The organism is Nocardia sp. NBC_00403, assembly GCF_036046055.1.
Taxonomy (GTDB): domain Bacteria; phylum Actinomycetota; class Actinomycetes; order Mycobacteriales; family Mycobacteriaceae; genus Nocardia.
The window spans coordinates 2,569,548-2,595,052 of record NZ_CP107939.1 but is presented as its reverse complement, the minus strand read 5'-3'; the positions used below and the strand labels follow the sequence as shown (position 1 = coordinate 2,595,052).

Below are 25,505 nucleotides of genomic sequence, written 5' to 3'. Positions count from 1 at the left end.
ACAGTCGTTTATGAGTTGCCGCGGCCCCTCGCGCCGAAACCTGCTCGCCGCCATCGGCCTCGCCACGCTACTGCCCATCACAGGCACGATCCGGTCGAGTTCGGCTCGGGCACAGCCGAATTTGCTGGTCGCCACCGACCTGGAAGTAGTCACGATCACCGATCGATCGGTAATCCTGACGTGGACCACGGTGACGCCGGATCCCTCGGGACGGCTGGTGCCTGCGAACTCCGACACCGAAGTCCGCCTCGTCCCCGCCGACTCACCACGCGCCGTGACACCGGTCTACGCCGACGCCGACCCCACCCCGTTCCACTACGCGGAAATCAACGACCTCGAACCCGGTCGACGCTATCGATTCGAGGCGGTGTCGAACGGCGTGCACGCGAGCCCCGCACTCTCGTTGACCACGCTGACCCCTGGCAGTCCCGAATCCACCAGCGAATTCACCACATTGGTGCCGCCACCGGGCCGCCCGCTGCACACCCTCGCGCTGGCCAACGACGTGCACTACGGCGAGCAGGTCAGCGGTCTCGTCATCGGCGACCTGCCGCCCGGATTCCGGCAGGAGCCCGACCTGCCGCCGTATCCGGAGGTGATGCTCGCGGCATTGCTCGACGACTTGCGCCGTCCTGACCGCGACGCCGACCGGCTGATCATCGCGGGCGACCTCACCAGCGAGGCGACGGCTGTGGAGTCCCGCGCCGTACGTGCCCGCCTGGATCGGTGGGGCACGCTGGGGCGTGACTACCTCGTCGCGCGCGGCAACCACGACCGGCCTCATCTCGGCGCGGACTATCAATCCTGCACACCCGCGGCCGCCGACCATCACGACTGCTGGGGCGAAGAATTCACCCCACGCCAGCAGCTGATCGAGCACGAGGTCGGCGGGCTGCGGGTGATCGGCCTGGACACCAGCGAGCTCGACGGCGCGGGCGGCAGCATCGAACGCCCGCAATTCGAGCACCTTGCCGGGCTGCTGCGCGCCGACCCGGACCGTCCGACGCTGGTGTTCGGCCACCATCCGGTGACCATCGAGTCCGGACTCACCAACACCGCAGGACCCGGTTTCGTGCTGAACCGCCCCGACAGCGCCGAACTGCAGTCACTCTACGAGCGGGCTCCCGGCGTGTTTCTGCAGCACAGCGGCCACACTCACCGCAACAGACGCACCCGCCCGGATGCGACGTGCGCGGTCGAATTCCTGGAAGTGGCCGCGGTGAAGGAATATCCGGGCGGCTACAGCCTGCTGCGACTCTACGAGGGCGGGTACATGGTGAATTTCTACAAAACCCGCACACCCGCGGCCAAGCAATGGAGCGCGCCGACCAGAGCCGAATACTTCGGCCTGCTGCCGGATTACACGCTCGGCACGTGTGCCGATCGCAATCACGTTGTGCTGCGTGATTTCTCGGGACTCGGATAACAGCCCGGAATAAGGGCGTTGCTCGAGTGACCTGCAAGCCGTCGTAGGCGGTGTTGTTCGCCCGACCTGCAGGCAGTCACCGGCGGCCGTCGCACGGTGCAGCCACAGCAGGACCGATACGATCCGCGCACGTCGAACGCGGTATGTTGCTTAGGTAAGCCTCATCATAGGTAGGCGGGCCTAGTACGCGTCGGAAGGACAGATAATGGTGTCGGTCAGATGGAAATCGGTTTCCGCGACGGTCGCGGTCGCGGTCGCGGCACTAGGCATGACAGCCTGCTCCAATTCCTCGGACGACACCAACGAAATCACGGTCTACAACGCACAGCACGAATCGCTCACCAAAGAGTGGGTGGATGCGTTCACCAAGCAGACCGGCATCAAGGTCACCTTGCGTCAAGGTGGCGACACGGCGCTGGGCAACCAGCTCGTCGCCGAAGGCGCCGCCTCCCCCGCCGATGTCTTCCTGACCGAGAACTCCCCCGCCATGGCGCTGGTCGAGAACGCGGGCCTGTTCGCCGACGTCGACAAGCAGACTCTCGATCAGGTGCCTGCGCAGTTCCGCCCCTCCACTGGCAAGTGGACCGGAATCGCCGCCCGCTCAACGGTTTTCGTCTACAACAAGAACAAGATTGCCGCCGATCAGCTGCCCGCGTCGCTGCTGGACCTCGCGCAGCCGCAGTGGAAGGACCGCTGGGGCGCTGGTGTCTCCGGCGCCGACTTCCAGGCCATCGTTGCCGGCCTGCTCGCACTGAAGGGCGAGGACACCACACGCGCCTGGCTGAAGGGCATGAAGGAGAACGCCACCGCATTCCCGAACAACGTCGCCACCATGAAGGCCGTCAATTCCGGCCGGCCCGACGGTGGCGTGATCTACCACTACTACTGGTACCGCGACCAGGCCAACACCAAGGAGAGCAGCGCCGACACCGCGCTGCACTACTTCAAGAACCAGGACCCCGGCGCCTTCGTCAGCGTGTCCGGCGGCGGCGTGCTGAAGTCGAGCAAGAAGCAGGAATCGGCGCAGAAGTTTTTGGCGTTCATCACCGCCGAGGCAGGGCAGGAGATCCTGCGCGACGGCAACTCCATGGAGTACCCGGTGGCCAGTGCCGTCGCGGCCAACCCGGCGTTGCCGCCGCTCGCCGATCTGCAGGCGCCGTCCGTCGATCCCAGCAAGCTCGACGCCAAAAAGGTGACCGCGCTGATGACCGAGGCAGGTCTGCTCTAACCGTGGCCGTTCGGACCGCCGTCGTTTCCTCCCGGGTCGGTAGACCCGGGCCTCTCGTCACGACCGTCGCCGTGTTGCTTGTCGCGGCGACGTTCGTACCGCTGGGCTACATCGTGTCCACGATCTTCTCCACCGGTCTCGATCAGGCTGCAGATCTGGTGTTCCGGCCCAGAGTCGGTGAACTGCTGCGCAATACGGCCGGACTGGTGGTGCTCACCGTGCCGATCTGCGTGGTGCTCGGGGTCGGACTCGCCTGGGTGGTCGAGCGCACGGCGGTTCCCGGCGCGGCCTGGTGGGGTCCGGTATTCGCAGCTCCGCTCGCCGTGCCCGCCTTCGTGAACAGCTACGGCTGGGTGAGTGCTTTCCCGACGATGCACGGACTGTCGGCCGGTGTCGTCATCTCGACCATGTCCTACTTTCCGCTGGTCTACCTGCCCGCGGCGGCGACACTGCGTCGCCTCGACCCCTCGGTGGAGGAATCCGCGCGTGCCCTGGGTTCCGGACCGGTCGCGGTTTTCCTGCGCATTGTGCTTCCACAATTGCGGTTGGCGATTCTCGGTGGCGGGCTGCTGATTTCGCTGCACCTGCTCGCCGAATACGGCGCGTTCGTGATGGTCAGATTCGACACCTTCACCACCGCAATTTTCGAGCAGTATCAATCCAGTTTCGCCGGTCCCGCAGGCAGCATGCTTGCCGGTGTGCTCGTGCTGTGCTGCCTGGTGTTGCTCGCCGGCGAGGCGGCGGCCCGCGGTAGTGCGCGCTACGCGCGGATCGGCAGCGGCGCGCCGCGCGCCGCGACGCGGGTTCGACTCGGCCTCGGCGCAATTCCGGTGCTCGTCGCACTGACAGCGGTGACCGCCGGCGCGCTCGGGGTGCCGCTGTGGACGATCGTGCGCTGGCTGCGGTCGGGCGGTGCGAAGGTGTGGGATCTCGGCGAGATCGGCCAAGCGCTCGGGCAGACCGTAGCGCTGGCCGCCATGGCCGCCCTGATCACCACTCTCTGCGCGTTCCCGGTGGCCTGGATCGCGGTGCGCTCCACCTCGACGTTCGCCCGAATTGTGGAGGGCGCAAACTACATCACCAGCTCGCTGCCCGGCATCGTTATCGCCCTGGCGATGGTAACGGTCACCATCCGGTGGGCACCGCCGCTCTACCAGACGGTGACCATGGTGGTGGCCGCATATGTGCTGATGTTCCTGCCTCGGGCGCTGGTCAGCGTGCGAGCCGGGCTGGCGCAGGTGCCGATCGGGTTGGAGGAAGTGTCGCGCTCGCTCGGGCAGTCCGGTGTGGCCACCTTCCTGCGAGTGACGTTGCGGCTCACCGCACCCGCCGCGGCGTCCGCGGGCGCGCTGGTGTTCGTTGCCGTCGCGACCGAACTCACCGCGACATTGCTCTTGGCGCCCAGCGGAACTCGCACGCTGGCCATGCGCTTCTGGTCACTGTCGGGCGAATTGGACTACGCGGCCGCGGCACCCTACGCGCTGATCATGATCGTCGCGGCGGTGCCGGTGACGTATCTGCTGTTCACCCAATCCAGGAAGGCGGCGGGAGTATGAGCCGACTTGTCGTGGCCGACGTCGCGAAGACGTTCGGGCACACCCAGGTTCTCGGCGGGATCACCCTGGAGGTTCCCGATGGGAGTTCCACTGCGGTGGTCGGCTCGTCCGGCTGCGGCAAGACGACCCTGCTCCGGGTGATCGCAGGCTTCGAGTCGCCGGATGCCGGATCGGTGTCCATCGGCACGGAAACCGTTGTCCGGGATAGATTCTCGGTGCCGCCGCAGCGACGCAACATCGGCTACGTCGCGCAGGATGGCGCGCTGTTCCCGCATCTGACCGTCGGCCAGAACATCGCCTACGGTCTGCGCAGCGGATTCTGCGGAATGCGCAGCGGCAAGCACCGGGTAGGCGAACTGCTGGAGATGGTGTCGCTGGACCCCTCCTACGCCGATCGGCGCCCGCACCAACTCTCCGGCGGGCAGCAGCAGCGCGTCGCGCTGGCCCGCGCACTGGCACGCAAACCCGACGTGATGCTGCTCGACGAACCGTTCAGCGCCTTGGATGCGGGCCTGCGCACCACCACCAGGCAGGCTGTGGCCGAGACGCTGCGCGCGGCAGGCATGACGAGCATCCTGGTCACCCACGACCAGGAAGAGGCGCTCTGCTTCGCCGAGCAGGTCGCGGTCATGCGGCAGGGCCGGTTCACCCAGGTCGGTGCGCCCGAACAGGTCTACGCCGCGCCCACCGATCTGTTCACCGCCCGCTTTCTCGGTGACTGCGTACTGCTCGACGCGATCGTCGACGCGGATGTCGCCAAGTGCGCACTCGGGCGAATTCCGGTGCAGAAGGCGGCGCCTTCCGGCCCGGTGACCATCATGATCCGCCCGGAACAGCTGGTGGCCGATGTGGTTTCGGATGCCGAACAGTGCAGCGGCGTGGTGCACGAGGTGGAATTCCGCGGCGCCGATGTCATGCTGACCATCGCCTTGAACGGCAACACCGACCCGGTGCGCGTGCGCCGCGCCAGCGCCGCGGCCCCGATCACCGGCCAGCGCGTGCGCCTGGACGTGCTCGGCGCCGCAGTCGCCTACGAAGTAGTACACGAATCCTGAACCAGCAGGTTGCTCGGCTCGGTGATGGTGTTCACCGAGCCGAGCACCCAGGCGGCACACTTGACCGCATAGAGCGAGCGGCGGGAATTGAACCCGCGTAAACGGCTTTGCAGACCGTTGCCTCAACCACTCAGCCACGCCCGCCTCGCATTGAATAGTGCCGTTTCGAGCCGAGCGCGCCCACCCTTGCGCTCACTCTGATTCGAAGTGGGTTCGCGCGTTCGCCGAGCCGGGCCGGATGTGGCGGGATGGCGGAATGGTGGCCGTGCGCATGGAATGATCGAGGTCATGTCTCGGCCACGCCCTCTCCCACTGGACCCGATCGAGGAGGCCCATCGCCAGTGGGTCGACCACGGCTGGGGTGATGTCGCCGACGGAATGGCCGCCGTAACCTCTCTGGTGCGAGCCCAGCAAATCGTCATGGCCCGAGTCGACGAGGCTCTGAAACCGACCGGTCTGACCTTCTCGCGCTACGAACTTCTGATGCTGTTGAACTTCAGCAAGACCGGCGCGCTGCCGATGACCAAGGCGAGCGCCCGACTTCAAGTGCACCCGACAAGCGTGACGAATACCGTCGACCGACTAGAAGCCGCGCGGCTCGTCGAGCGAGTGCCGCATCCCAGCGATCGGCGGGCAACATTGATCGAAATCACCGATGCCGGTAGGGAATTGGTCGCCGAAGCGACCGAGGAGCTCAATGCGAAGGTGTTCGCGGTACCCGGGCTGGAGCCGGATCGGCTGCACACGTTATTGCAGTTGCTCGCAGAATTCCGGCATGCCGCAGGCGACTTCGACACCGAAGACGAACCGGCTCGTTGGACTGCGACCGATCGCTGACTTCCGCACGAGAACTGGTTGGTACTACCCGAACTGAACGACCGCCCTGTAACGGTCCGGCATCCAACTAGCGAATTCCCAGCCCTGTCGTCTTGGCAGCGGCGCGGAAAAGGTTCACCATGGAGTCCATGGTGCTGGTCTTGGGGGTATCGGCGGGTACTGGAGGCGCGCGCGCGATGCTGACACATTCCGATCAGCCGCACCTCCCCCCGATCGATCGCTGCCAGGTGCCGCGACGCGCGGGCGGCGGCGTCGACGAGCCTGTTTTCGAGGCGATTCGTCAGATGCGCGGATCCGCCGAGCGCCGCGACGAGCTGATCACCGGAACCGCGGTAACCTGCCGCTGCCCACTGCACATTGAGTCCATCCGGGCCGCGGCGGGCCGCAGCCGGCTCACCATCGTCGACGAACCACTCGCCCAGCTGCGGTATCTACGCTTCACCGGCTTGCTCCCCGACACCGGCTCGGTGATCCTCTACGACCTCGGCAGCTCCGGCCTGACCATCACGCACGCCGACTGCCGGACCGAAACCATCCTGTCCAGCAAACGCAGCACCGTGCTCGGCGGCGACGGCTACGACGCACTGCTGCGCTGGCAACTGGCCAGGGGCAGCGTGCTCACCGACAAACTGACAAGCCGCAGACACCGCGAAGCCCTGAGCAGCGCCAGGGTGGTGACAGCGATGGACCCCACCACCGGCGGCCGAGCCGTTGTCACCCGCAGCGACCTCGCCCAACTGTGCGCGGCGAGCATCCATCATTCGGCGTCGTTCGTCCGTCAGCTCATCGACGAAACCGGCGTGCAGCCCGAGGCGATGGTCCTGCTCGGCGGCTGCACCCGCAACCCGAGCATCCGCGAGGCGCTCGGCGAAATGACCGACCTGCCGATCATCTACGACTCCGAACCCGAATACGTCTCCGCCCGCGGCGCCGTCCTGCTCGCCGCCGAACGCCCCACCGGCGACGTCCGCATGGCCCGAATCCGCACCGGCGCAACCTTGCCCACCCTCACCTCGCGCACCGTCGGCCGAAGAAAACTCATCGCCGCCGTAGCGGTCACCGTGGCACTCGGCGCAACCATCGCCGGATTGCTTGCTATGGACAAGAATCCGGCGCAGCCCCCCGGTGGGGGGATCGCGCCGACTTCGGTGGAGGTAGCCGGTATCCCCGCAACGCCTTTCGGCTGAGCGCCTGCCGCGCCGCACGGCTGAAGTCGGGCACGGCACCGCATGGGAACCCTCGCTACGATAAGCACGTCAGCACCCGAAGCCGAGGGGGTCGTGGGTGGGATTCGCGCATTCTCGGCAGATGTTCAAGACCTCTGCCACCGTGTTGAAGTCGCACAAGGAGTTGGCGCTGTTTCCAGTGTCGACAGGGATGGCGTACGCCATGCTGTGGTCGCCATCGTCTGGCTGCTGCTGACGGCCGCCGTTGTCACCGCGGTCTCCGGTATTTACCGAACCGCGCTCTACCGCCTCGCCGTCGACGGCCGAGCTCCGGTAGCCTTCGCCGACGCCAACTGTCGCGGTCTTTTCCGCGGGGCCTGAAAACCACAAGGCCCGGCCGAAATGCTCGGCCGGGCCTCCCTCATCGGCTGTGGTCAGCGGTTGGTGAATTTCGCGGGGCGCTTCTCGACGAAGGCGGACATGCCTTCCTTCTGGTCCTCGATCGCGAAGAGCGAGTGGAAGACTCGGCGTTCGAAGCGCAGACCCTCGGCGAGGGTGGTTTCGAAGGAGCGGTTGACGGCTTCCTTGGCGATCATGGTGACCGGCAGCGACATCGAGGCGATGGTCTCGGCGACCTCGAGTGCGGTGTCGAGCAGATCGGCGGCAGGCACGATGCGGGAAACCAGGCCGGCACGCTCGGCTTCCTCGGCGTCCATATTGCGGCCCGTGAGCACCAGGTCCATGGCCTTGGCCTTGCCGACGGCGCGAGTCAGGCGTTGCGAGCCGCCGATACCAGGGATGACACCGAGTTTGATCTCCGGCTGGCCGAACTTGGCGTTGTCGGCGGCGAGCAGGATGTCGCAGATCATGGCCAGCTCACAGCCACCACCGAGTGCGTACCCCGCGACCGCGGCGATGGTGGGCTTACGGAATGCGGCAAGCCGATCCCAGCGCGCGAAATAGTCGTTCATGAACATGTCCATGTACGACTTGGGTTGCATCTCCTTGATGTCGGCGCCCGCCGCGAAAGCACGCTCCGAGCCGGTGATGACGATGGCGCCGATCGCGTCGTCGTGCTCCAGTTCGTCGAGCGCGGCGATGACATCGTCGAGGACCTGCGCATTCAGCGCATTGAGCGCCTTCGGGCGATTCAGCGTGATCCAGCCGACCCGGCCCTTGCGCTCCAGCAGAATCGTCTCGAAGTCTGGCCCTCCCGTCACCCGACCCCCATCCCCCACGGAATCGCTTCGCGATGCGTCCATCTTTTCAGGCACCCTCTTGGTCGGAACGGTTACGGATATCGGTGACGATAGCCGAGAAGTCCTTTCCGGCCTCGGCCTGGTTGAACCGGGTGTAGATCTCGGCGGCGAGCATGCCGAGCCGGCCGTCGATGCCGTTGTCGCGCAGGGCGTTCGCGGCGAGACCGAGGTCCTTGGTCATCAGCGCGGTGGCGAAACCGGGCTGGTAGTCGTTGTTGGCCGGGCTGGTCGGCACCGGACCGGGGACCGGACAGTAGTTGGTCAGCGCCCAACTCTGGCCCGACGCGGTGGAGACGACATCGAAGAACGACTGGTGGCTCAGGCCCAGCTTCTCACCGAGCACCAGTGCCTCGGACAAACCGATCATCGAGATACCGAGCAGCATGTTGTTGCAGATCTTCGCGGCCTGGCCGACACCGGGGCCACCACAGTGCACGACCTTGCCGCCCATGACCTCGAGCACCGGCAGTGCGTCGGCGAAGTCCGCGGCACCGCCGCCGACCATAAAGGTCAGCGTGCCGGCGGCAGCGCCTGCGACACCGCCGGACACCGGGGCGTCCAGTGCGCGATGACCCGCGCCGACGGCGAGCACGGCCGCGGCCTTGGCGTCGGCGACATCGATGGTCGAGGAGTCGATGAACAGCGTGCCCGGTGCGGCGGCGGGGAGCAGATCCGCGTAGACGTCGAGGACCAGTTTGCCGTTGGGCAGCATGGTGATCACGACATCGCGGTCGGCGGCCGCCGTGGCGGCGGTGTCCACCACGGTGGCGCCGTCCTTACGCGCCTGCTCCTGCGCGGCGGGGACCGGGTCGAAGGCGATGACGTCGTAGCCCGCTCGCACCAGGTTGGCGGCCATGGGTCCGCCCATGTGGCCGAGGCCGAGGAAGCCGATCTTCTTACTCACTGTTGTCCCTCCGGAATCATCGCACCCAGTTCGTACTCGCCCAATTGGGCGAAGTATGCGTCGACCTGCGCCGCCGTGACGTCGGCGAGCGTCGCGGGCGACCACTGCGGGTTTCGGTCCTTATCGATCACCTGCGCACGGATGCCCTCGACCAGATCATGCGAGGCCAACGAGGCGACCGAAACGCGGTACTCCTCGTTCAGCACCGCCTCCAGGCTCGACGCGGCGCGGGCCGCACGCAGTGAGCGCAACGTAACCTTCAGCGCGACAGGTGATTTGCCGAGCACATCGGCAGCGGCCTTGACCGCAGCAGGGGAATCACTCGCCTGCAGTCGGGCCACGATCTCCTCGACGGAGTCCGCGCTGTAGCAGGCATCGATCCAGTCCCGCTGGGCGACCAATTCGGATTCCGGTGCGTCCGTGGCGAACTTGGCGATCGCGATCTCGGCCGTCTCCGAGCGCAGCGTTTCCAGCAGTGCCGGAATGTTTTCCGAGAGCACGTAGTAGTCGGCGAAGCCGGTGGCGATGGCGTCGCCCGCACTCATCCGTGCGGTGGTCAGCGCGACGTGCGTGCCGATCTCGCCGGGGGTGCGAGCCAAGAGGTAGGTGCCGCCCACGTCGGGGACGAAACCGATGCCGACCTCCGGCATGCCGATCTTGGAGCGTTCGGTGACGATGCGATGGCTGCCGTGGCCGGAAATACCGACACCACCGCCCATCACAATGCCATCCATGACAACGACGTAGGGCTTGGTGTAGCGGCCGATCAGCGCGTTGAGGATGTACTCGTCGCGCCAGAAGGCGGCCGTCGCGCTGGTGGCGGCATCGCCGCCGGCCTTCGCGTCGTGGTGAATGGCGACGATGTCGCCGCCCGCACACAGCCCGCGCTCCCCCGCGCCGGTGACGACGACGGTGCGCACCTCGTCGTCCTCGCCCCACTCGTGCAGTGCGCGCGACATGGCAAGCGCCATCTCGTGATTCAGCGCATTGATGGCCCTGGGCCGGTTCAGCGTGATCAGGCCGAGGCCGTCGCGCTTGTCGATCAGGATGTCGGGTTCCGTTTCGGTCATGCCGCTCCTACCACCGAGCGGGCGACAACCACCCGCATGATTTCGTTCGTGCCCTCGAGAATCTGATGCACCCGCAGATCGCGGACGATCTTCTCGACGCCGTATTCGGCCAGGTAGCCGTAGCCGCCGTGCAGCTGAAGCGCTTTGTTGGCGACATCGAAACCGGCGTCGGTCGCGAATCGCTTTGCCATGGCGCACAACTCGACCTTGTCGTCGGAATCGGCATCCAACGCCGCCGCGGCACGCCACAGTAGCGTGCGAGCCGCTTCCAACGAGGTGCGCATATCCGCCAGCTCGAATTGCAGAGCGGTGTTGTCCAACAGTCGGGCGCCGAAGGCTTTGCGCTCGCCCAGGTAGGCAACCGCCTTGTCCAGTGCCGCGCGACCTCCGCCGAGCGAGCAGGCGGCGATGTTCAATCGTCCGCCGTTGAGCCCGTTCATGGCAATCCGAAAACCGTTGCCCTCCAGGCCGAGTCGATTCGCAGCCGGCACCCTGACCTCGTCGAGGATCACCTGACGGGTGGGCTGTGCGTGCCAGCCCATCTTCTTCTCGTTGGCGCCGAAAGAGATTCCCGGCGTGTCCGCGGGGACGATGAACGCCGAGATGCCACGCGCACCCGTATCGCCGGTGCGCGCCATCACGACGTACACGTCGGTGCTGCCCGCGCCGGAAATGAATTGCTTCACCCCGGTGAGCAGATAGTCGTCACCGTCGCGAACGGCCTTGGTACTCAAGGCGGCCGCGTCGGATCCGGCGCCGGGCTCGGTCAGCGCATAGCTGCCGAGCCATTCCATCGAGGTGAGCCGGGGCAGCCAGCGGTGGCGCTGCTGCTCGTTGCCGTAACTGTCGATCATCCACGAAACCATGTTGTGGATGGAGATATAGGCGGCGATGGCCGGGCAGCCGGTGGAGAGCTGCTCGAAGATGCGGACGGCATCGAGCCTGCGCAGCCCGGAGCCGCCGACATCCTCGCCCACGTAGATGCCGCCCATGCCCAGCGAGCCCGCCTTGCGCACCACATCGACCGGGAAGTGTTTCTGCTCATCCCATTCGAGGGCATTCGGGGCGAGTAGCTCGTCGGCAAAGGAGCGGGCGGTCTCGGAGATCGCCTTCTCGTCGTCGTCGAGTACGAACATGACCTCAGTCCATCGTCGGGATGACGAAGGCGTTGCTCTCCTTTAGTCCGGAAGGCCAACGCTGCGTCACCGTCTTTGTCTTGGTGTAGAAGCGGATCGAATCGGGGCCGTGCTGGTTCAGGTCGCCGAAGCCGGAACGCTTCCAGCCGCCGAAGGTGTAGTAGGCGATCGGGACCGGGATCGGGACATTGATGCCGACCATGCCCACCTGGACGCGGGCGGCGAAATCGCGGGCGGTGTCGCCGTCGCGGGTGAAAATCGCTACGCCATTGCCGTATTCGTGCTCGTTGGCCAGGCGAAGGCCCTCTTCGTAATCCTTGGCACGCACCACGCTGACCACCGGACCGAAGATCTCTTCTTTGTAGATCCGCATCTCCGGGGTGACCTTGTCGAACAGGGTGGCGCCGACGAAGTAGCCGTTCTCCCCGCCTTCCACAGTCAGCCCGCGGCCGTCGACGACCAGTTCCGCGCCCTCGTCGATGCCGATCTGGACGTAGTTGTTCACCCGGTTCACGCCGTCCTGGCCGACCAGCGGACCGAGGTCGGCGCCGGGATCGTCGGAGCGACCGATATTGAGCTTGTGCACCCGCTCGGTGAGCTTGGCGACCAGGCGATCCGCGGTCTCTTCGCCCACCGGCACCGCGACCGAGATGGCCATGCAGCGCTCGCCCGCGGAACCGTAACCGGCGCCGATCAATTGGTCGGCGACGTCGTCGAGGTCAGCGTCGGGCATCACGATCGCGTGGTTCTTCGCGCCGCCGAAGCACTGCGCGCGCTTGCCGTTCGCAGTCGCGGTCTCGTAGATGTACTGCGCGATCGGCGTAGAACCGACGAACCCGACGGCCTTGATCCTCGGATCGTGCAGCAGTGCGTCGACGGCCTCCTTGTCGCCGTTGACCACATTGAACACACCCGCAGGCAGACCCGCCTCCAGGAACAACTCGGCCAAGCGCAGCGGCACCGAGGGGTCGCGCTCGGAAGGCTTGAGCACGAACGCGTTCCCACATGCCAGCGCCGGACCGGCCTTCCACAACGGGATCATGGCCGGGAAGTTGAACGGGGTGATGCCCGCGACGACACCGAGCGGCTGCCGCATCGAGTAGACGTCGATACCGGTGCCCGCGCCCTCGGTGTACTCGCCCTTGAGCAGGTGCGGGATGCCGGTGGCGAATTCGATCACCTCGAGGCCGCGCTGAATATCGCCCTTGGCGTCCGGGATGGTCTTGCCGTGCTCGCTCGACAGCAACGCGGCCAGCGAATCCATCTCGTCCTGCACCAAGGTCAGGAACTTCATCAACACCCGCGCCCGCTTCTGCGGGTTGAACGCGGCCCACACCTGCTGCGCTTCGGCGGCGTCGGCGATGACCGCCTCGACCTCCGACTTGCTCGCCAGCGGCACCCGCGCCTGCACCGCCCCGATGTTCGGATCGAAGACATCGCCGAACCTGCCGGACGTGCCGGCAACGTGCTGCCCGCCGATGAAGTGTGTGAGTTCGCGAACCATGCCAGTCCTCAGGTGTCGACAGCGGCGGCGTGGAATCCACGCCAGATTTAAGGTCATCCTATAGTTGGATGTCCAAGTAAATCCAGGGCGAGGGTGCGGATGTGGGATATACCACTCTCCAAAAGCGCAGGTCAGACATAGAAGGGCCAGCCCAGGGGTTCAAAGCGAGTGCCGCGGGCGCTGGGCCAGGGTTCCAGTACGGGGCAGTGATGGCGGTGCGACCACCCGCGCCGCACCGCACCGCGCCGAAAGTCGCCGTTCCGCACATGGGGGCCACCCACAGCGCCGGCTGACAGGATCACGCGAGGCGGCCCCCGATGGATGAGCCGCTGCCGCAGCACTTTCGACCGCAAACATCCGCGCAACGTCCACGCAACCGCCACACGTGCCGCCATGCGAGCCGCATGGCGTTGTGACTGCCATCACCGTAAGATTAGTTTGACGTCCTAGTATCGGGCGCCAAAAGGACTCGACGGAGGACCACCGTGGCCGATAGCAGCGCGCTTCACACGCCCGCCAACCCCGTCCGACTCGTGACGTCCGCCGCCCTGTTCGACGGGCACGACGCGGCGATCAACATCATGCGGCGCATCCTGCAATCACAGGGCGCCGAGGTGATCCATCTCGGCCACAACCGAGCGGTGCACGAGGTCGTCGCCGCGGTCGTCGAGGAAGACGTGCAGGGCGTTGCGGTCAGCTCGTATCAGGGCGGGCACCTCGAGTACTTCGAATACCTGGCCACCGCGCTACGCGAGGCCGGGGCGGGGCAGGTGCGAATCTTCGGCGGTGGCGGCGGCGTGATCGTCCCCGAGGAGATCGCGCGGCTCGCCGAATCCGGCGTGACGATCTTCTCGCCCGAGGACGGACAGCGGCTCGGCCTACCCGGCATGATCAACGAACTGGTGCGACAGTGCGACGTCGATCTGTCGACCGACCGGCCTTCGATCGATGCGGTGCTCGCGGGCGAACGCACTGCGCTGGCCAGGGCCATCACCTGCCTGCAACAGGACAGCCTCACTCCTGCCGAACGCGACGCGCTGACCACGGCGGCGGCTGCTCGCGCCGTACCGGTGCTGGGCATCACCGGCACGGGCGGCTCCGGAAAGTCTTCTCTCACAGATGAATTGGTTCGCCGACTGCGCTCGGATCAGCAGGACAAGGTTCGTGTCGCGATCCTCGCTGTCGATCCGACTCGACGCCGCGGCGGCGGCGCACTGCTGGGCGACCGCATTCGGATGAACGCCTTGGACGGCGACCACATCTTCTTCCGGTCACTGGCCACGCGCGGCAATCACGAACTGCCGCAGAATATCGACGTGATCATCGCGGCCTGCCGAGCCGCCGGATACGACCTGGTGATTCTGGAGACGCCGGGCATCGGCCAGGGCGACGCCGCGATCGTCGACCACGTGGACGTGTCGATGTATGTGATGACACCGGAATTCGGCGCCGCCTCCCAGCTGGAGAAGATCGACATGCTGGACTACGCGGATGTGGTGGCGATCAACAAGTTCGAACGCCGCGGCGGCGCCGACGCACTGCGCGATGTCTCGCGCCAGCTGATGCGCAATCGTGAGGCGTTCGGGGCAAGCCCGGACGATATGCCGGTATTCGGCACCAGCGCTGCGACATTCAACGACGACGGCGTGACCGCGCTGTACCAGCACCTGACCGCGCGACTGGGCGAGCACGGCCTGCGACTGGAACCCGGGACGCTGCCCAGGGTCGAGACCCGCGCATCGACCCGCTTCGCCCAGATCATCCCGCCGGCCCGGGTGCGCTACCTCGCCGAGATCGCCGAAACAGTACGCGCTTATCACGCCGACACCGAGCAGCAGGTGCGTGCCGCGCAACGGGTTCAGCGCTTCGAACAGGTGCTGGCGGAACTCCCCGACGACACAGCGGTCGCCGTATTGCTCGACAACGCCCGTTCGGAACTGTCCACCGAGAACGCGGCTCTGCTCGCCGACTGGCCCGCCGTCGCCGAAAGTTACCGCGGCGCCGAGCAGGTGGTGCGGGTGCGCGATCGAGAGATTCGGACGCCATTGCGTCGGGAATCATTGTCGGGTAGCAGCATTGCCCGGGTCGCGTTGCCGCGCTACACCGATCACGGTGAGCTGCTGCGCTTCCTGCGCTCGGAGAACCTGCCCGGCCACTTCCCGTTCACCGCGGGCGTGTTCCCGTTCAAGCGCGACAACGAAGATCCGGCCCGCATGTTCGCGGGCGAGGGCGATCCGTTCCGCACCAACCGCCGCTTCAAGGTGCTCTCCGAACATGCCGAGGCGACCCGGCTTTCCACCGCCTTCGACTCGGTGACCCTCTACGGCCGCGACCCCGACGAACGCCCCGACGTCTACGGCAAGGTCGGCACCTCGGGGGTGTCGATCGCCTCGGTCGACGATATGCAGGTCCTCTACGACGGATTCGATCTCACCGCACCGACCACCTCGGTGTCGATGACCATCAACGGACCCGCGCCGACCATCCTCGCCTACTTCCTCAACACCGCCATCGACCAAGCGCTGGCACGGTTCTCGGCTGCCGAGGGGCGCCGACCCACCGCCGACGAGGCCGCCGATATCCGGGCGAGGACCCTTGCCACGGTACGCGGCACGGTGCAAGCCGACATCCTCAAGGAAGACCAGGGCCAGAACACCTGCATCTTCTCCACCGAATTCAGCTTGCGCATGATGGCCGATATTCAGGAGTGGTTCGTGCGCAACGGAGTTCGCAACTTCTACTCGGTCTCGATCTCCGGCTATCACATCGCCGAGGCGGGTGCGAACCCGATCAGCCAGTTGGCCTTCACCCTCGCCAACGGCTTCACCTATGTGGAGGCCTACCTCGCGCGCGGCATGCGGATAGATGAGTTCGCGCCGAACCTGTCGTTCTTCTTCTCCAATGGCATGGACCCGGAGTATTCGGTGATCGGCCGTGTCGCACGGCGCATCTGGGCCGTGGCCATGCGCGACAAGTACGGCGCCGACGACCGCTCACAGAAGCTGAAATATCACATTCAAACCTCGGGCCGCTCATTGCACGCGCAGGAGATGAACTTCAACGACATTCGCACCACGTTGCAGGCCCTCATCGCCATCTACGACAACTGCAACAGCCTGCACACCAACGCCTACGACGAGGCGGTCACCACCCCCACCGAGGAATCGGTGCGTCGCGCGCTGGCCATCCAGCTGATCATCAACCGTGAGTGGGGCCTCGCGATGAACGAGAACCCGCTGCAGGGCAGCTTCATCATCGATGAACTCACCGACCTGGTCGAGGAGGCGGTGCTCACCGAGTTCGAGCGGATCAGCGAGCGCGGCGGCGTGCTCGGCGCGATGGAGACCGGCTACCAGCGCGGCCGCATCCAAGACGAATCCATGCTCTACGAGCGCCGTAAGCACGACGGCTCGCTGCCGATCGTCGGTGTCAACACCTTCCGCAATCCGCACGGCGAACCGCACCGTGAACTCGAGCTCGCCCGCGGCACCGAAACGGAGAAGAAGTCGCAACTCGACCGGGTCCGCGAATTCCAGCAGCGTCATCGCGACGAGGCCCACGACGCCCTTGCACGCCTGGACGCCGTGGCCCGCACCGATGACAACATCTTCGAGGTCCTGATGGACGCGGCCCGGGTCTGCACGTTGCAGCAGATCACCGACACCTTCTTCACCGTCGGCGGCCAATACCGCCGCAACGTGTAGGACCGTTCAGAAGATCCGCACCTCGGGGACCGACTCCATGAGTCGCGCCCATTCCGGATACTTCGCGACCTTCGCCGCGTTCAGCGCCATGATCTTGTCGCGCAGTTCGGGATCCGTGTCATCCGAAACATCCGGCCCGATCGCGATTTTCGCGAGGTGCGGGATGATCTGCGGATCACCGTCGAGGTGCACCGGGTCGTGCATATAGCGCTCCAGTGCGTCGAGATCCTCGATGCCGACGCAGTAGGCATGGGTGAACCCGTCGGCGCCATCCCCCAGGTTCTGCCCCACCGACGAGAACGACACCGACTCCACGGCGGCGGTCCGCTTCATCAGGGCGAGCACCGCTGCCCGATCCGCGTCTGTGGCCTCGTCCCGGAATCCGAAACGCAACAGGTGAACGATCATGACCATCTCCTCACTTGAACCGACTAGTTCAAATTAATAAACGAACTAGTAGATGCACAAGTCTGAACCTATGAGTTCATTCGGGAGAGCGCGGGCGCTACCATGCAGGAGTGACGGGAGCAAAGGCCGCGCGGGGCCGCATCGACAAGCGGCAGGCCATCCTGAATGTGGCATTCACTGTCTTCGCCCGGCGCGGGTACGAGAAGGCCTGTGTGCAGGAGATCGCCGACGAGGCGGGCGTCGCCAAACCGACGGTGTACAACCACCTCACCGACAAGGAGACGCTCTTTCGGCACGCCATTCTCGCGGCGGCCGACGCGGTGTCGGCCGAGATCCTCGCCATCGTCGAACGATTGCGCGATCCGGGCGAGGACCTGCCCGCGGCCCTCACCGACACCGCGTATCGACTGCTCGAGGTTTGCGCGGGCGAGCGCGCCCGCGACCTGCGACGGCTCACCTACGCGCAGCACGCCAATCTGCCCGACCTGACAACAACCGTGCTGGAACGCACGGCACAGGGCGTCGCAGAGGCACTGGCCGACCGGCTGGCCCGACTGGCGTTGGCAGGCAGACTGCGCCCGTGCGACCCCACCGTCGCCGCCGAACAACTGCTCGCACTGCTCACCGGCCCACTGGAGCGGCGCTCGCAACTCGGCGCCCGAGTCGTGCCGGACACCGAATTGCGCGCCGTCGCCGAAGCCGCCGTGCGCACCTTCTCGGCTGCCTACGGCACCTGAGTGTGGTGCAGCCGAAACCACTGCGCTACACCATTTCAACGACCTACGACAGCCGACAACACTGAACCGAAACCACGGAACCCACCACCTCAGCGACGTACAATGGCCGAGTGCGCGGTGGCCGAAACCACCGAACGACACGAACTCGGCAACACACTGCTAGCTGAGTGCGCCGTAGCCGAAACCACCGAACCACGCCGGCTCAGCGACCACCGCACATGAGCACGCCGCAGCCGAGGCCACCTGCGAACTGCGCGGGCGACCTACCGCGCTGAGCAGCGACGGCTACGAGGACGTTTTCGACGCGCGCGCGAGCAGTACCGCGCCGATGATGAGAACTATTGCGCCGACGGCCAATACCGAACCCGCCGCGCCGACTGCTCCGTCGGTCCACTGCCATACCGCCTCCGCCGCGGCCAGGGCAACCGCGGCGCCGCCACCGATGACCAGAACGGCCGAGCGCTGCGCGGCATAGAGCGTGAAGCAGGCGACGGCCATCACGGCGGTGAGTAAGTAGGCCGGGGTCAAATTGTGGTCCCCGGTCAGTTGAGCGCCGAGCAGCGAGATCAGGATCGCCACCGAGTAGCCGGCCCAGAGCTCGGCGAATGCGCCGATTCGGGTGAGCGCGAACCAGATTCCGCCGAGCCCGAACAAGCCGACGCCGATCCACGGCTCGTCGATGCCGAAGGTCACATCGAGCACCGCAGGGACCATGCAGGCACTGAAAACAGCGCAGGTGAGCAAGCCGGTCAGCGAAGGAAGCGCGAGGTAGCCGAGGATGGCCGCCAGTGTCCCCGCGACGGTCGCACCGACCCACCCGGCGGCGCTGTCGCCGTTACCTATCGCGGTGCCCACGGTCACGGTCACTGCCCCCGCGGCAAGGGCGAACAATACTGTCGCGAGCCGAAGCCGCGCGGTACTTCCGTCGACCGCGCGGTGGAAAAGTGTAGAAAATCCACCGGCCACAGCGATCCCACCGGCCGTCAGCCCGATCGTCACCACCGCGAAGGTGACAATCCGGGCGGCACGCGCCATGTCCTCCCAGGATCCGGCGAGCACGAGCCCACCGCCGCCGAAGAGCAAGCCGGCACCGATATAGGCGGCGATCTCGGCGAGCAGCTTGCCCGGCGGCGGCCTATTGCCGGATTCCTCGGCAGCCAGCGCCGCTGCGACCGCCTCGAGCTGGGCCGCGGTCAACACCCCCTCGTCGACCAGCCGCTGCAAAGCGGCGGACGTCGGATGCTCTGCTTGCACCCGGTGATTATCGCCCCCGCTCCCGCGGTGACATGTGACAATCGCCGGAGCGGACGGTCGGCGTCGACGGGACGGGCACCATGGACCTCACAGGCATTCGCATCATCGATGCGCACATCCACCAGTGGGATCCGCTGGCGACGCCACGAGACTTCAGCGCGATGGCGCGGCTGTTCAAGTATTTGCCGCTGCCGATCGAGATCGCGATCCGGCTCGCGCCGCGGCGGGACCGCGAATTCGTCGGTGATCCAACATTTTTCGCGCATCCCTACCTGCCGGCGGACTATCGCGCGGATGCGGAGGCGACTCCCGTCGAGGCGATCGTGCACATCGAGGTCGGGTGGTCGGGAGCGGGACCGCTGGCCGCGGCCGACGAAACCCGTTGGGTCACAGAGCTACCGTTCGGCGGCGTAAATCCCGCGCTCGGCGCGATCCTCGGCCACGCGAATCCCGCAGCACCGAATTTCGCCGAGCTGCTCGACGCGCATCGCGCAGCGTCTCCCCTGCTGCGCGGCATTCGCGCCATGGTCGCCCACCACCCCGACCGTGATGTGCGCTCGTTCACCAGGACCGAAGGCGCCCTCACCACGAAGGCATTCCTGGACGGCTTCGCGGCGCTGGCAGAGCGCGGTCTCTGCTTCGAGGCGTGGGTGTATTCGCACGCACTGCCGGATGTCACCGCGTTGGCCGCACGATATCCCGAGGTGCCCATCGTGCTGAACCATCTCGGCACTCCCGCAGGCATTTTCGGCCCCGTCGGCAAGCACACCGGCACGAATCCGAGCCTGCGCCGCGAACTGTTCATCCGCTGGCGCGACAATCTCACCGCGCTTGCCGCGAATCCGAACGTGTTCGCGAAGGTCAGCGGCCTGATGATGCCCGTTCTCGGCCATCCCGTCCCCCGTCGGGGTCACCCGACACCGGTCCTCGCACTCCTGGACCGGATCGGCCCACTCGTCGAACACGCACTCGACGTCTTCGGCGCCGACCGACTCCTGTGGGGCTCCAATTTCCCAGTAGACAAACCGATTACAAGTATCGGCAACAGTGTGGAGGTGATAGCCGCCGCGATCACCGGCCACGGCGGCGGCAGACCCGAACTCGAACAGATCTTCCGAACGACCGCGCTACAGCTGTACCGAATCGATACCGCAACCTGAGTTCCCCCAACCCAAACAGGAAATCGGCTGTCACGAGGATCTTTGTGACGGCCGATTCGGTGTGTCGGGGATCAGGCGGGGTGGGGTGCGCCCCAGCTGACGTGGGCTGCGAAGGCGGGCATGTGGCGCAGTGCGAGCACTGATACCCAGCCCCAGCTGATGAGGGAGGCCACCGCGAGCAGCAGTCCGCCCTGGTCGGGGTTGACGAAGGGCAGGATCGGTTTCACCCAACTGACAGAGCGCGGATTGCCGTGGAAGGCATCGGACTCGACGTCGGTGGCAGCCCCGCGGACCTGCCGCCGGGCTACGCCGATCGCGTGCGCGCAGCCCATCCACGGCTCGGCACCACCCGTGCGCTCACCACCTCCATTGGAAACCAAGCACTTGCCGACCCCCGCAAGGCACTCCCCGGCATGCTGGCGGGCGAGATAGTCCACCAACGTCATCCCGAACTCCCCTACCTGACCTGGGACTCGATTCTCGACTCGAGCGGCTGGCGAGACTGGGAGGCGAGGGGCACGGCTGCGGCAAACATCGAGAAGCTGCACGCTGAGGTCCTGCTCGTCGAGTGATCAGCCGGCCGATCGCCTGGTTGACCGTGGGCGCAGGCCGTACCGTGGATGGCATCGAGCACGGCGTCGACTGCGCCGAGGATTCGGACCGTGTGACGCGGGGGGCGAGGTGAGCTCGCAGGCCAAAGGAGGTCGCATGAGCAGCAACGCGATCGATCACGAGGTGATCGTCGTCGGGGCCGGGTTCTCCGGGATCGGCGCGGCGATAAAGCTACGGGAGGCGGGGTTCGACGACTTCCTGATCGTGGATGAAGCCGATGGGGTCGGCGGGACGTGGCACTGGAATACCTACCCCGGTGTCGCCGTCGACATACCGTCGTTCAGCTACCAGTTCTCCTTCGATCAGCGGGCGAGCTGGTCACGGGTGTACGCGCCGGGGCGGGAACTGAAGGCGTACGCCGAATCGTGCGTGGACAAATACGAGCTGCGGTCCCGGATCCGGTTCGGCACCACGATTACCGAGGCCGAGTTCGACGAAGACCGGCACTGCTGGCGATTGCACACCGGGGACGGCACCGAGCTCACCACACGCTTCCTCATCAGCGCGACCGGCGTGCTGACCAGGCCGAAGCTGCCCGATATCCCAGGCGTCGCCGATTTCGACGGTGTCACCATGCACACCTCGCGCTGGGATCACGGGCAGGATCTGCGCGGCAAGCGTGTCGCGATCATCGGGACCGGCGCGTCCGCGGTCCAGGTGATTCCCGAGATCGCACCGGCGGTCGACCGACTGACGGTGTTTCAGCGCACCCCGATCTGGTGTTTACCCAGACCGGATCTGCCGCTGCCGCTGCCGGTCCGGTTGGCGCTACGCGTGCCGGGTGGACGGACGCTGACCCGGCTGGTCAGCCAGACCTACGTGGAGTTCACCTTCCCGATCTCGGCGCACTATTACGGCACGCTACCGATGGCCAAGCTCGCCGAGCGGGCGGGGCTCGCGCACCTGCGGCGCCAGGTCGCCGATCCCGTCATCCGTGAAAAGCTCACGCCGCGTTACGGTCTCGGCTGCAAACGGCCCGGCTTCTCCAACGACTACCTGGCCACCTTCAACCGCGACAATGTCGTGCTGGAAACCGACCCGATCCAGGAGATCATCGCCACCGGCGTCCGCGCGTCGAGCGGCATCGAGCACCCAGCGGACGTGCTCATTCTGGCGACCGGGTTCAAGGTGATGGAATCGGGCAATATGCCGACTTACGATCTGCGCGGCGTCGGCGGCCGCGATCTCGAAAAGTGGTGGGACGACAACAGATTGCAGGCCTACGAGGGCGTCAGCGTGCCCGGCTTTCCGAACTTCTTCTCCATCATCGGACCCTACGGCTACAACGGCTCGTCGTATTTTGCACTGATCGAGTATCAGGTCAGGCACATCCTGCGCTGCCTGCGACAGGCCCGTGCGGCCAACGCCACCCTCGTGGAGGTCACCAAGGCAGCCAACGACCGCTTCTTCCAGGAAATGCTGGCGCGTCGCGACGGCCAGGTCTTCTGGCAGGACAGCTGTGCGCTGGCCAACAGCTATTACTTCGACGCGCACGGCGACGTCCCGCTGCGTCCGTCCACCACCGTCGAGGCCGCCTGGCGCAGCGGCCACTTCGACATGGCCGATTACCGATTCGCCACGGGTGGCCGATAAGTCCCGCAGATGGGGTTCGCCTTTCGGTGTGCGTCGAGCTGGGGCTCAGGCGTGTGCAGCCGGCCCATCGATAGTCGACAGGATCGGACCTTTTCCGGGTGCGATCAGCCGTGGACAATTCGCCGGCGATCCTGATCCGAGCCCTCGACCCCGCAGCGGCCACTAGGTCTGTTCTGGGACCAGCGCATGCGAGGGCACGGACGGCCCGAGCAGCCCGGCACTTGTCGGTGCCGGTCGCTACCATCTGCCGCATGAAAGCAACCGGCACTTTTTCCGTCTCGTCCTTCGTACCGACCGATGTCGTACCCGACCCGGCCATCACCACCGCGCTACCAGTCGGCATCGCGCACATCCAGAAAGAATTCGAGGGTGAGATCAAGGGGCGCTCGGCAACGTTGTTCACCGCCGCGTTCGACCAGGCCACCGGTGCCGGCACCTACGTTGCGATGGAGTCCTTCGAAGGCACTCTGAACGGCGCCGCGGGGACATTCAACTTCGCCCACTCGGCAACCACACTCGGGACCGACCGCGGGGCCGAGTTCTTCATCATCGTCCCCGCCAGCGGCACCGGCGACCTGGCAGGAATCAAGGGCACCGGCGGCCTGACCGTGGACGAAGACGGCACCCACCACCTCTGGTTCGACTACGAGCTCGGCTGAGACACCCCACCGCCGCGGTCACCGCTCGACGTTCAGCTCACGCAGCGTTGACCGCGCGGCACCCAGCGCACCGCCGCCAGCTGCCGGCGATCACCTCGCACAGCCATCAACGCACACGGTCTATTCGATCGGCGAGCACAGCGCGGGCGGTGGCGAGAGAGGGGCCGTACCAGGTGAGTGCGCGACCTTCGACCAAGGCCACGGGGATGCCGGGGAAGGCGTCGGGGCCGTCGGTTTCAGTGAAGACGTATGGCTCGTCGGGGAGTACGGCCAGGTCGATGTCGGCGGTCAGTTCGTCGTCGGTGAGGCGTGGATAGCGGTCGGGGCGGTCGGCGTGCACCAGGTTCAGGCCGAGGCGGCGAGCGAGGTCGCCGGCGAAGGTGTTGCGGCCGACTACCATCCACGGGTTGCGCCAGATGGGGATCACGGCGTTACGGGCGGGCGCGGGTGGCATTGCGGCCCAGGAAGATTCGGCCTCGGTGAGCCAGCTCGGCACCGCGACGCCGAGAGCAACGGTGAAAAGCCTGGTCAGCGAGGTGATGGCCGCGGGCACCGTCTCGATCCTGGTGACCCACACCGGGATTCCTGCGCTGCGCAGACGTTCGACATCGATGCGGCGGTTCTCCTCCTGATTACACAGCACCAAGTCGGGGGCCAGCTCGACAATGCGGCGAACGTTCGGGTTCTTGGTTCCTCGGACACGCTCGACATTCAGATCGGCCGGGTGGCTGCACCAATCGGTCGCCGCGACAAGGGTTTCCGGGCAGGTGGCTGCCACCGCCTCGGTCAGCGAGGGCACCAGGGACACTACCCGCCGTACCCGTCGGGCGAGCACGACTTCGACCCCGAGGTCGTCGGCGACCGACGTCATCGAATCACCGCCCGCTGCCACCGAAACAACGTCCGGGCTGTCCACGCCCGAAGCGACCTGAGCACCACCCGCCGCCACCCGATCGCGCCCGGGTTGTCCACGCCCGAGATCACCGAACTACCCTCCATCACCCGATCGGGCCCAGGCCATCCGCAGCCATCGCCAACGAACCACCTCCCCATCACGCCCGGATTGTCCACGCCCGAGATCACCTCTCCCGAACCGGTTGCGCCACAGCCTGATTCGCGACCGGCCCGCCGGTCGATGCTCATCCCACGATCCGACGACAGAGCTCGCGAAGCTGCTCCGGTGGCACTGCGGGGAGCACACTGCCTGCTCCGAGCACGAGCAGGTAGAGGATCTGCGCGATGTCGTGTGCATCGGTCTCCGCATATCCGGACTCCATCAGAAGGATCCGCAGGAAACCGAGCCGAGCGTTGTCTACGCGTTCCTTGGCCGCTGCGGCGATCGGGTCGTTGAGTGCCCATGCCCGCACGGCCATTTCTATGTTGGCCGGCTCATCGTCTTCGAGCACCAAGTCGATCAACAGCTCGAGGCGGCCGCGTCCATCGAGCCGCTCGGCGGCCGCCCGCACCTCGCGCAGGTAGCGGGTGGTGTGCATGTCCTCGAAGTACGCGAGCAGCGCGGTCTTGTAGCCGGACATGCCCGAAAAGTGGTGGTAGAAGGACCCGGTGCTGAGCCCGGTCGCCGCGACCAACTTGTCGATGGTGAGGCCGGTCGGCCCCGCTGTGCCGAGGATCACCAGCCCCGATTCCAACCATGAACTCTTGCCTGCCACATCGCTCAGCCTATAACATAACTTTTGTTCTGTTCCTGGGAGCACCCCCAGTTTCCGCGTTTATGGAGGTCGCGATGACCGCGATAACAACCTCGTCCGCATCGAGCGGCACTACTTCCGCACGATGGGCCGCACCGGCCCATTTCACCGGCGCGGCACTGCTCGGTGCGATCGGCCTAGCGCACCTGCTCGTGGTGCATGCCTTCGGCGGCGCGGATACGCCGGCGGAGGAAGCAATCAACGAGCTGTCGGCGCGGACCACAACGACCTTGATCGAAGGTGGCCGACAGCTCAGCGTGTTCGACCTGAACACCGGCTACAGCGTCGGAATGGGGCTGCTCGGCATGCTTTTCGGGCTAGTGGTGATCTCCGCCGTCCGCGCCGCCCCGCAATTGATTGCCCGCTGGTCACTGTTCAACGGCGTCTGCGTCGTCGCGGCAGCGGGCGTCTTCTGGATCGCCCTGCTGTATTTCCCCGAACCGGTCATCGTGATATCCGCCCTGGCCACCCTGTGCTTCGCCGCGGTGTTCGTGGCCGGAAGCCGAAGCGTTCGATCGCGGTGATGCG

At 66.1% G+C, this 25,505-nt stretch carries 24 protein-coding genes and 1 tRNA gene; 14 read left to right on the top strand and 11 right to left on the bottom strand.

Going from position 1 to position 25,505, the window contains the following annotated elements; translation table 11 throughout:
* Nucleotides 1-10 precede the first annotated feature (10 nt).
* From OHQ90_RS11370 to OHQ90_RS11355, 4 genes are all read left to right on the top strand, one after another.
* On the top strand, nt 11-1,426 hold the full coding sequence (locus OHQ90_RS11370; protein ID WP_328409825.1) for a metallophosphoesterase: 1,416 nt from the start codon (nt 11-13) through the stop codon (nt 1,424-1,426).
* 205 nt (nt 1,427-1,631) lie between these two features.
* On the top strand, nt 1,632-2,654 hold the full coding sequence (locus OHQ90_RS11365; protein ID WP_328409823.1) for an iron ABC transporter substrate-binding protein: 1,023 nt from the start codon (nt 1,632-1,634) through the stop codon (nt 2,652-2,654).
* Nucleotides 2,655-2,656: 2 nt separating this feature from the next.
* Nucleotides 2,657-4,210 (top strand): ABC transporter permease, encoded by a 1,554-nt coding sequence (locus OHQ90_RS11360; protein ID WP_328409821.1) that lies wholly within the window; start codon nt 2,657-2,659, stop codon nt 4,208-4,210.
* On the top strand, nt 4,207-5,265 hold the full coding sequence (locus OHQ90_RS11355; protein ID WP_328409820.1) for an ABC transporter ATP-binding protein: 1,059 nt from the start codon (nt 4,207-4,209) through the stop codon (nt 5,263-5,265). The genes OHQ90_RS11360 and OHQ90_RS11355 overlap by 4 nt, the downstream gene beginning before the upstream one ends.
* A gap of 72 nt (nt 5,266-5,337) precedes the next feature.
* Here the strand turns inward: OHQ90_RS11355 and OHQ90_RS11350 are convergent.
* Nucleotides 5,338-5,409, bottom strand: a tRNA-Cys gene (locus tag OHQ90_RS11350).
* Nucleotides 5,410-5,553: 144 nt separating this feature from the next.
* Here OHQ90_RS11350 and OHQ90_RS11345 point away from each other — a divergent pair.
* From OHQ90_RS11345 to OHQ90_RS11335, 3 genes are all read left to right on the top strand, one after another.
* A complete protein-coding gene (locus OHQ90_RS11345) occupies nt 5,554-6,102 on the top strand; it encodes a MarR family winged helix-turn-helix transcriptional regulator (RefSeq protein WP_328409817.1) in 549 nt (182 codons plus the stop codon).
* A 119-nt stretch (nt 6,103-6,221) separates the two neighbouring features.
* A complete protein-coding gene (locus OHQ90_RS11340; protein ID WP_328409815.1) occupies nt 6,222-7,289 on the top strand; it encodes an Hsp70 family protein in 1,068 nt (355 codons plus the stop codon).
* A gap of 207 nt (nt 7,290-7,496) precedes the next feature.
* Entirely contained in the window at nt 7,497-7,649 is a 153-nt protein-coding gene (locus OHQ90_RS11335; RefSeq protein WP_328409813.1) for a hypothetical protein, read from the top strand.
* A gap of 53 nt (nt 7,650-7,702) precedes the next feature.
* Here OHQ90_RS11335 and OHQ90_RS11330 read toward each other — a convergent pair whose 3' ends face one another.
* Genes OHQ90_RS11330 through OHQ90_RS11310 form a run of 5 tightly spaced genes read right to left on the bottom strand, consistent with a single transcriptional unit; the run spans nt 7,703 to nt 13,141 of the window.
* Complete coding sequence (locus tag OHQ90_RS11330) at nt 7,703-8,488, bottom strand: enoyl-CoA hydratase (protein ID WP_328409811.1); 786 nt, start codon at nt 8,486-8,488, stop codon at nt 7,703-7,705.
* Between the two features lie 46 nt (nt 8,489-8,534).
* Nucleotides 8,535-9,395, bottom strand: a complete 861-nt coding sequence (mmsB, locus tag OHQ90_RS11325) for a 3-hydroxyisobutyrate dehydrogenase (protein ID WP_328412771.1) — start codon at nt 9,393-9,395, stop codon at nt 8,535-8,537.
* Between the two features lie 32 nt (nt 9,396-9,427).
* On the bottom strand, nt 9,428-10,501 hold the full coding sequence (locus OHQ90_RS11320; RefSeq protein ID WP_328409809.1) for an enoyl-CoA hydratase/isomerase family protein: 1,074 nt from the start codon (nt 10,499-10,501) through the stop codon (nt 9,428-9,430).
* A complete protein-coding gene (locus tag OHQ90_RS11315; protein ID WP_328409807.1) occupies nt 10,498-11,637 on the bottom strand; it encodes an acyl-CoA dehydrogenase family protein in 1,140 nt (379 codons plus the stop codon). Before OHQ90_RS11315 ends, OHQ90_RS11320 begins: the two co-directional genes overlap by 4 nt.
* Nucleotides 11,638-11,641: 4 nt before the next feature.
* The gene (locus OHQ90_RS11310; RefSeq protein ID WP_328409805.1) at nt 11,642-13,141 is read right to left on the bottom strand and encodes a CoA-acylating methylmalonate-semialdehyde dehydrogenase; all 1,500 of its coding nucleotides are present in this window, start codon (nt 13,139-13,141) and stop codon (nt 11,642-11,644) included.
* A gap of 485 nt (nt 13,142-13,626) precedes the next feature.
* On the opposite strand from OHQ90_RS11310, the gene icmF reads away from it, so the two are divergent.
* The gene (icmF, locus tag OHQ90_RS11305; RefSeq protein WP_328409803.1) at nt 13,627-16,845 is read left to right on the top strand and encodes a fused isobutyryl-CoA mutase/GTPase IcmF; all 3,219 of its coding nucleotides are present in this window, start codon (nt 13,627-13,629) and stop codon (nt 16,843-16,845) included.
* A gap of 6 nt (nt 16,846-16,851) precedes the next feature.
* On the opposite strand, the gene OHQ90_RS11300 is transcribed toward icmF, so the two are convergent.
* Entirely contained in the window at nt 16,852-17,253 is a 402-nt protein-coding gene (locus OHQ90_RS11300) for a Dabb family protein (RefSeq protein WP_328409801.1), read from the bottom strand.
* 110 nt (nt 17,254-17,363) lie between these two features.
* Between OHQ90_RS11300 and OHQ90_RS11295 the strand changes: the two genes are divergently transcribed.
* Nucleotides 17,364-17,990, top strand: coding sequence for a TetR/AcrR family transcriptional regulator (locus OHQ90_RS11295; RefSeq protein WP_328409799.1), 627 nt, complete (start codon nt 17,364-17,366; stop codon nt 17,988-17,990).
* 285 nt (nt 17,991-18,275) lie between these two features.
* On the opposite strand, the gene OHQ90_RS11290 is transcribed toward OHQ90_RS11295, so the two are convergent.
* Nucleotides 18,276-19,244 (bottom strand): DUF2157 domain-containing protein, encoded by a 969-nt coding sequence (locus tag OHQ90_RS11290; RefSeq protein WP_328409797.1) that lies wholly within the window; start codon nt 19,242-19,244, stop codon nt 18,276-18,278.
* Between the two features lie 80 nt (nt 19,245-19,324).
* Here OHQ90_RS11290 and OHQ90_RS11285 point away from each other — a divergent pair, with 80 nt between their 5' ends.
* Nucleotides 19,325-20,404: an amidohydrolase family protein gene (locus tag OHQ90_RS11285; RefSeq protein ID WP_328409795.1), complete on the top strand. Its 1,080-nt coding sequence runs from the start codon at nt 19,325-19,327 to the stop codon at nt 20,402-20,404.
* Between the two features lie 71 nt (nt 20,405-20,475).
* On the opposite strand, the gene OHQ90_RS11280 is transcribed toward OHQ90_RS11285, so the two are convergent.
* A complete protein-coding gene (locus OHQ90_RS11280; protein ID WP_328409793.1) occupies nt 20,476-20,631 on the bottom strand; it encodes a hypothetical protein in 156 nt (51 codons plus the stop codon).
* 24 nt (nt 20,632-20,655) lie between these two features.
* On the opposite strand from OHQ90_RS11280, the gene OHQ90_RS11275 reads away from it, so the two are divergent.
* The 3 genes from OHQ90_RS11275 (at nt 20,656) to OHQ90_RS11265 (ending at nt 23,268) form a co-directional block, all read left to right on the top strand.
* The gene (locus tag OHQ90_RS11275) at nt 20,656-20,976 is read left to right on the top strand and encodes a hypothetical protein (RefSeq protein WP_328409791.1); all 321 of its coding nucleotides are present in this window, start codon (nt 20,656-20,658) and stop codon (nt 20,974-20,976) included.
* A 136-nt stretch (nt 20,977-21,112) separates the two neighbouring features.
* Nucleotides 21,113-22,609 (top strand): flavin-containing monooxygenase, encoded by a 1,497-nt coding sequence (locus tag OHQ90_RS11270; RefSeq protein ID WP_328409789.1) that lies wholly within the window; start codon nt 21,113-21,115, stop codon nt 22,607-22,609.
* A 251-nt stretch (nt 22,610-22,860) separates the two neighbouring features.
* A complete protein-coding gene (locus OHQ90_RS11265; protein ID WP_328409787.1) occupies nt 22,861-23,268 on the top strand; it encodes a DUF3224 domain-containing protein in 408 nt (135 codons plus the stop codon).
* A 106-nt stretch (nt 23,269-23,374) separates the two neighbouring features.
* Here the strand turns inward: OHQ90_RS11265 and OHQ90_RS11260 are convergent, their stop codons facing one another.
* Both OHQ90_RS11260 and OHQ90_RS11255 read right to left on the bottom strand, forming a co-directional pair.
* Entirely contained in the window at nt 23,375-24,184 is an 810-nt protein-coding gene (locus OHQ90_RS11260; RefSeq protein WP_442941371.1) for a helical backbone metal receptor, read from the bottom strand.
* Between the two features lie 223 nt (nt 24,185-24,407).
* A complete protein-coding gene (locus OHQ90_RS11255; protein WP_328409785.1) occupies nt 24,408-24,938 on the bottom strand; it encodes a TetR/AcrR family transcriptional regulator in 531 nt (176 codons plus the stop codon).
* A gap of 74 nt (nt 24,939-25,012) precedes the next feature.
* On the opposite strand from OHQ90_RS11255, the gene OHQ90_RS11250 reads away from it, so the two are divergent.
* Nucleotides 25,013-25,501: an LIC_13387 family protein gene (locus tag OHQ90_RS11250; RefSeq protein WP_328409783.1), complete on the top strand. Its 489-nt coding sequence runs from the start codon at nt 25,013-25,015 to the stop codon at nt 25,499-25,501.
* Nucleotides 25,502-25,505 lie beyond the last annotated feature (4 nt).

What these genes read in the sequence shown, in the direction of transcription:
- OHQ90_RS11370 (WP_328409825.1), top strand. Translation starts at nt 11, where the DNA reads ATGAGTTGCCGCGGCCCCTCGCGCCGAAACCTGCTCGCCGCCATCGGC.
- OHQ90_RS11365 (WP_328409823.1), top strand. Translation starts at nt 1,632, where the DNA reads ATGGTGTCGGTCAGATGGAAATCGGTTTCCGCGACGGTCGCGGTCGCG.
- OHQ90_RS11355 (WP_328409820.1), top strand. Translation starts at nt 4,207, where the DNA reads ATGAGCCGACTTGTCGTGGCCGACGTCGCGAAGACGTTCGGGCACACC.
- OHQ90_RS11345 (WP_328409817.1), top strand. Translation starts at nt 5,554, where the DNA reads ATGTCTCGGCCACGCCCTCTCCCACTGGACCCGATCGAGGAGGCCCAT.
- OHQ90_RS11340 (WP_328409815.1), top strand. Translation starts at nt 6,222, where the DNA reads ATGGAGTCCATGGTGCTGGTCTTGGGGGTATCGGCGGGTACTGGAGGC.
- mmsB (WP_328412771.1), bottom strand. Translation starts at nt 9,395, where the DNA reads ATGGGCGGACCCATGGCCGCCAACCTGGTGCGAGCGGGCTACGACGTC.
- OHQ90_RS11320 (WP_328409809.1), bottom strand. Translation starts at nt 10,501, where the DNA reads ATGACCGAAACGGAACCCGACATCCTGATCGACAAGCGCGACGGCCTC.
- OHQ90_RS11315 (WP_328409807.1), bottom strand. Translation starts at nt 11,637, where the DNA reads ATGTTCGTACTCGACGACGACGAGAAGGCGATCTCCGAGACCGCCCGC.
- OHQ90_RS11310 (WP_328409805.1), bottom strand. Translation starts at nt 13,141, where the DNA reads ATGGTTCGCGAACTCACACACTTCATCGGCGGGCAGCACGTTGCCGGC.
- OHQ90_RS11300 (WP_328409801.1), bottom strand. Translation starts at nt 17,253, where the DNA reads ATGATCGTTCACCTGTTGCGTTTCGGATTCCGGGACGAGGCCACAGAC.
- OHQ90_RS11285 (WP_328409795.1), top strand. Translation starts at nt 19,325, where the DNA reads ATGGACCTCACAGGCATTCGCATCATCGATGCGCACATCCACCAGTGG.
- OHQ90_RS11270 (WP_328409789.1), top strand. Translation starts at nt 21,113, where the DNA reads ATGAGCAGCAACGCGATCGATCACGAGGTGATCGTCGTCGGGGCCGGG.
- OHQ90_RS11265 (WP_328409787.1), top strand. Translation starts at nt 22,861, where the DNA reads ATGAAAGCAACCGGCACTTTTTCCGTCTCGTCCTTCGTACCGACCGAT.
- OHQ90_RS11250 (WP_328409783.1), top strand. Translation starts at nt 25,013, where the DNA reads ATGACCGCGATAACAACCTCGTCCGCATCGAGCGGCACTACTTCCGCA.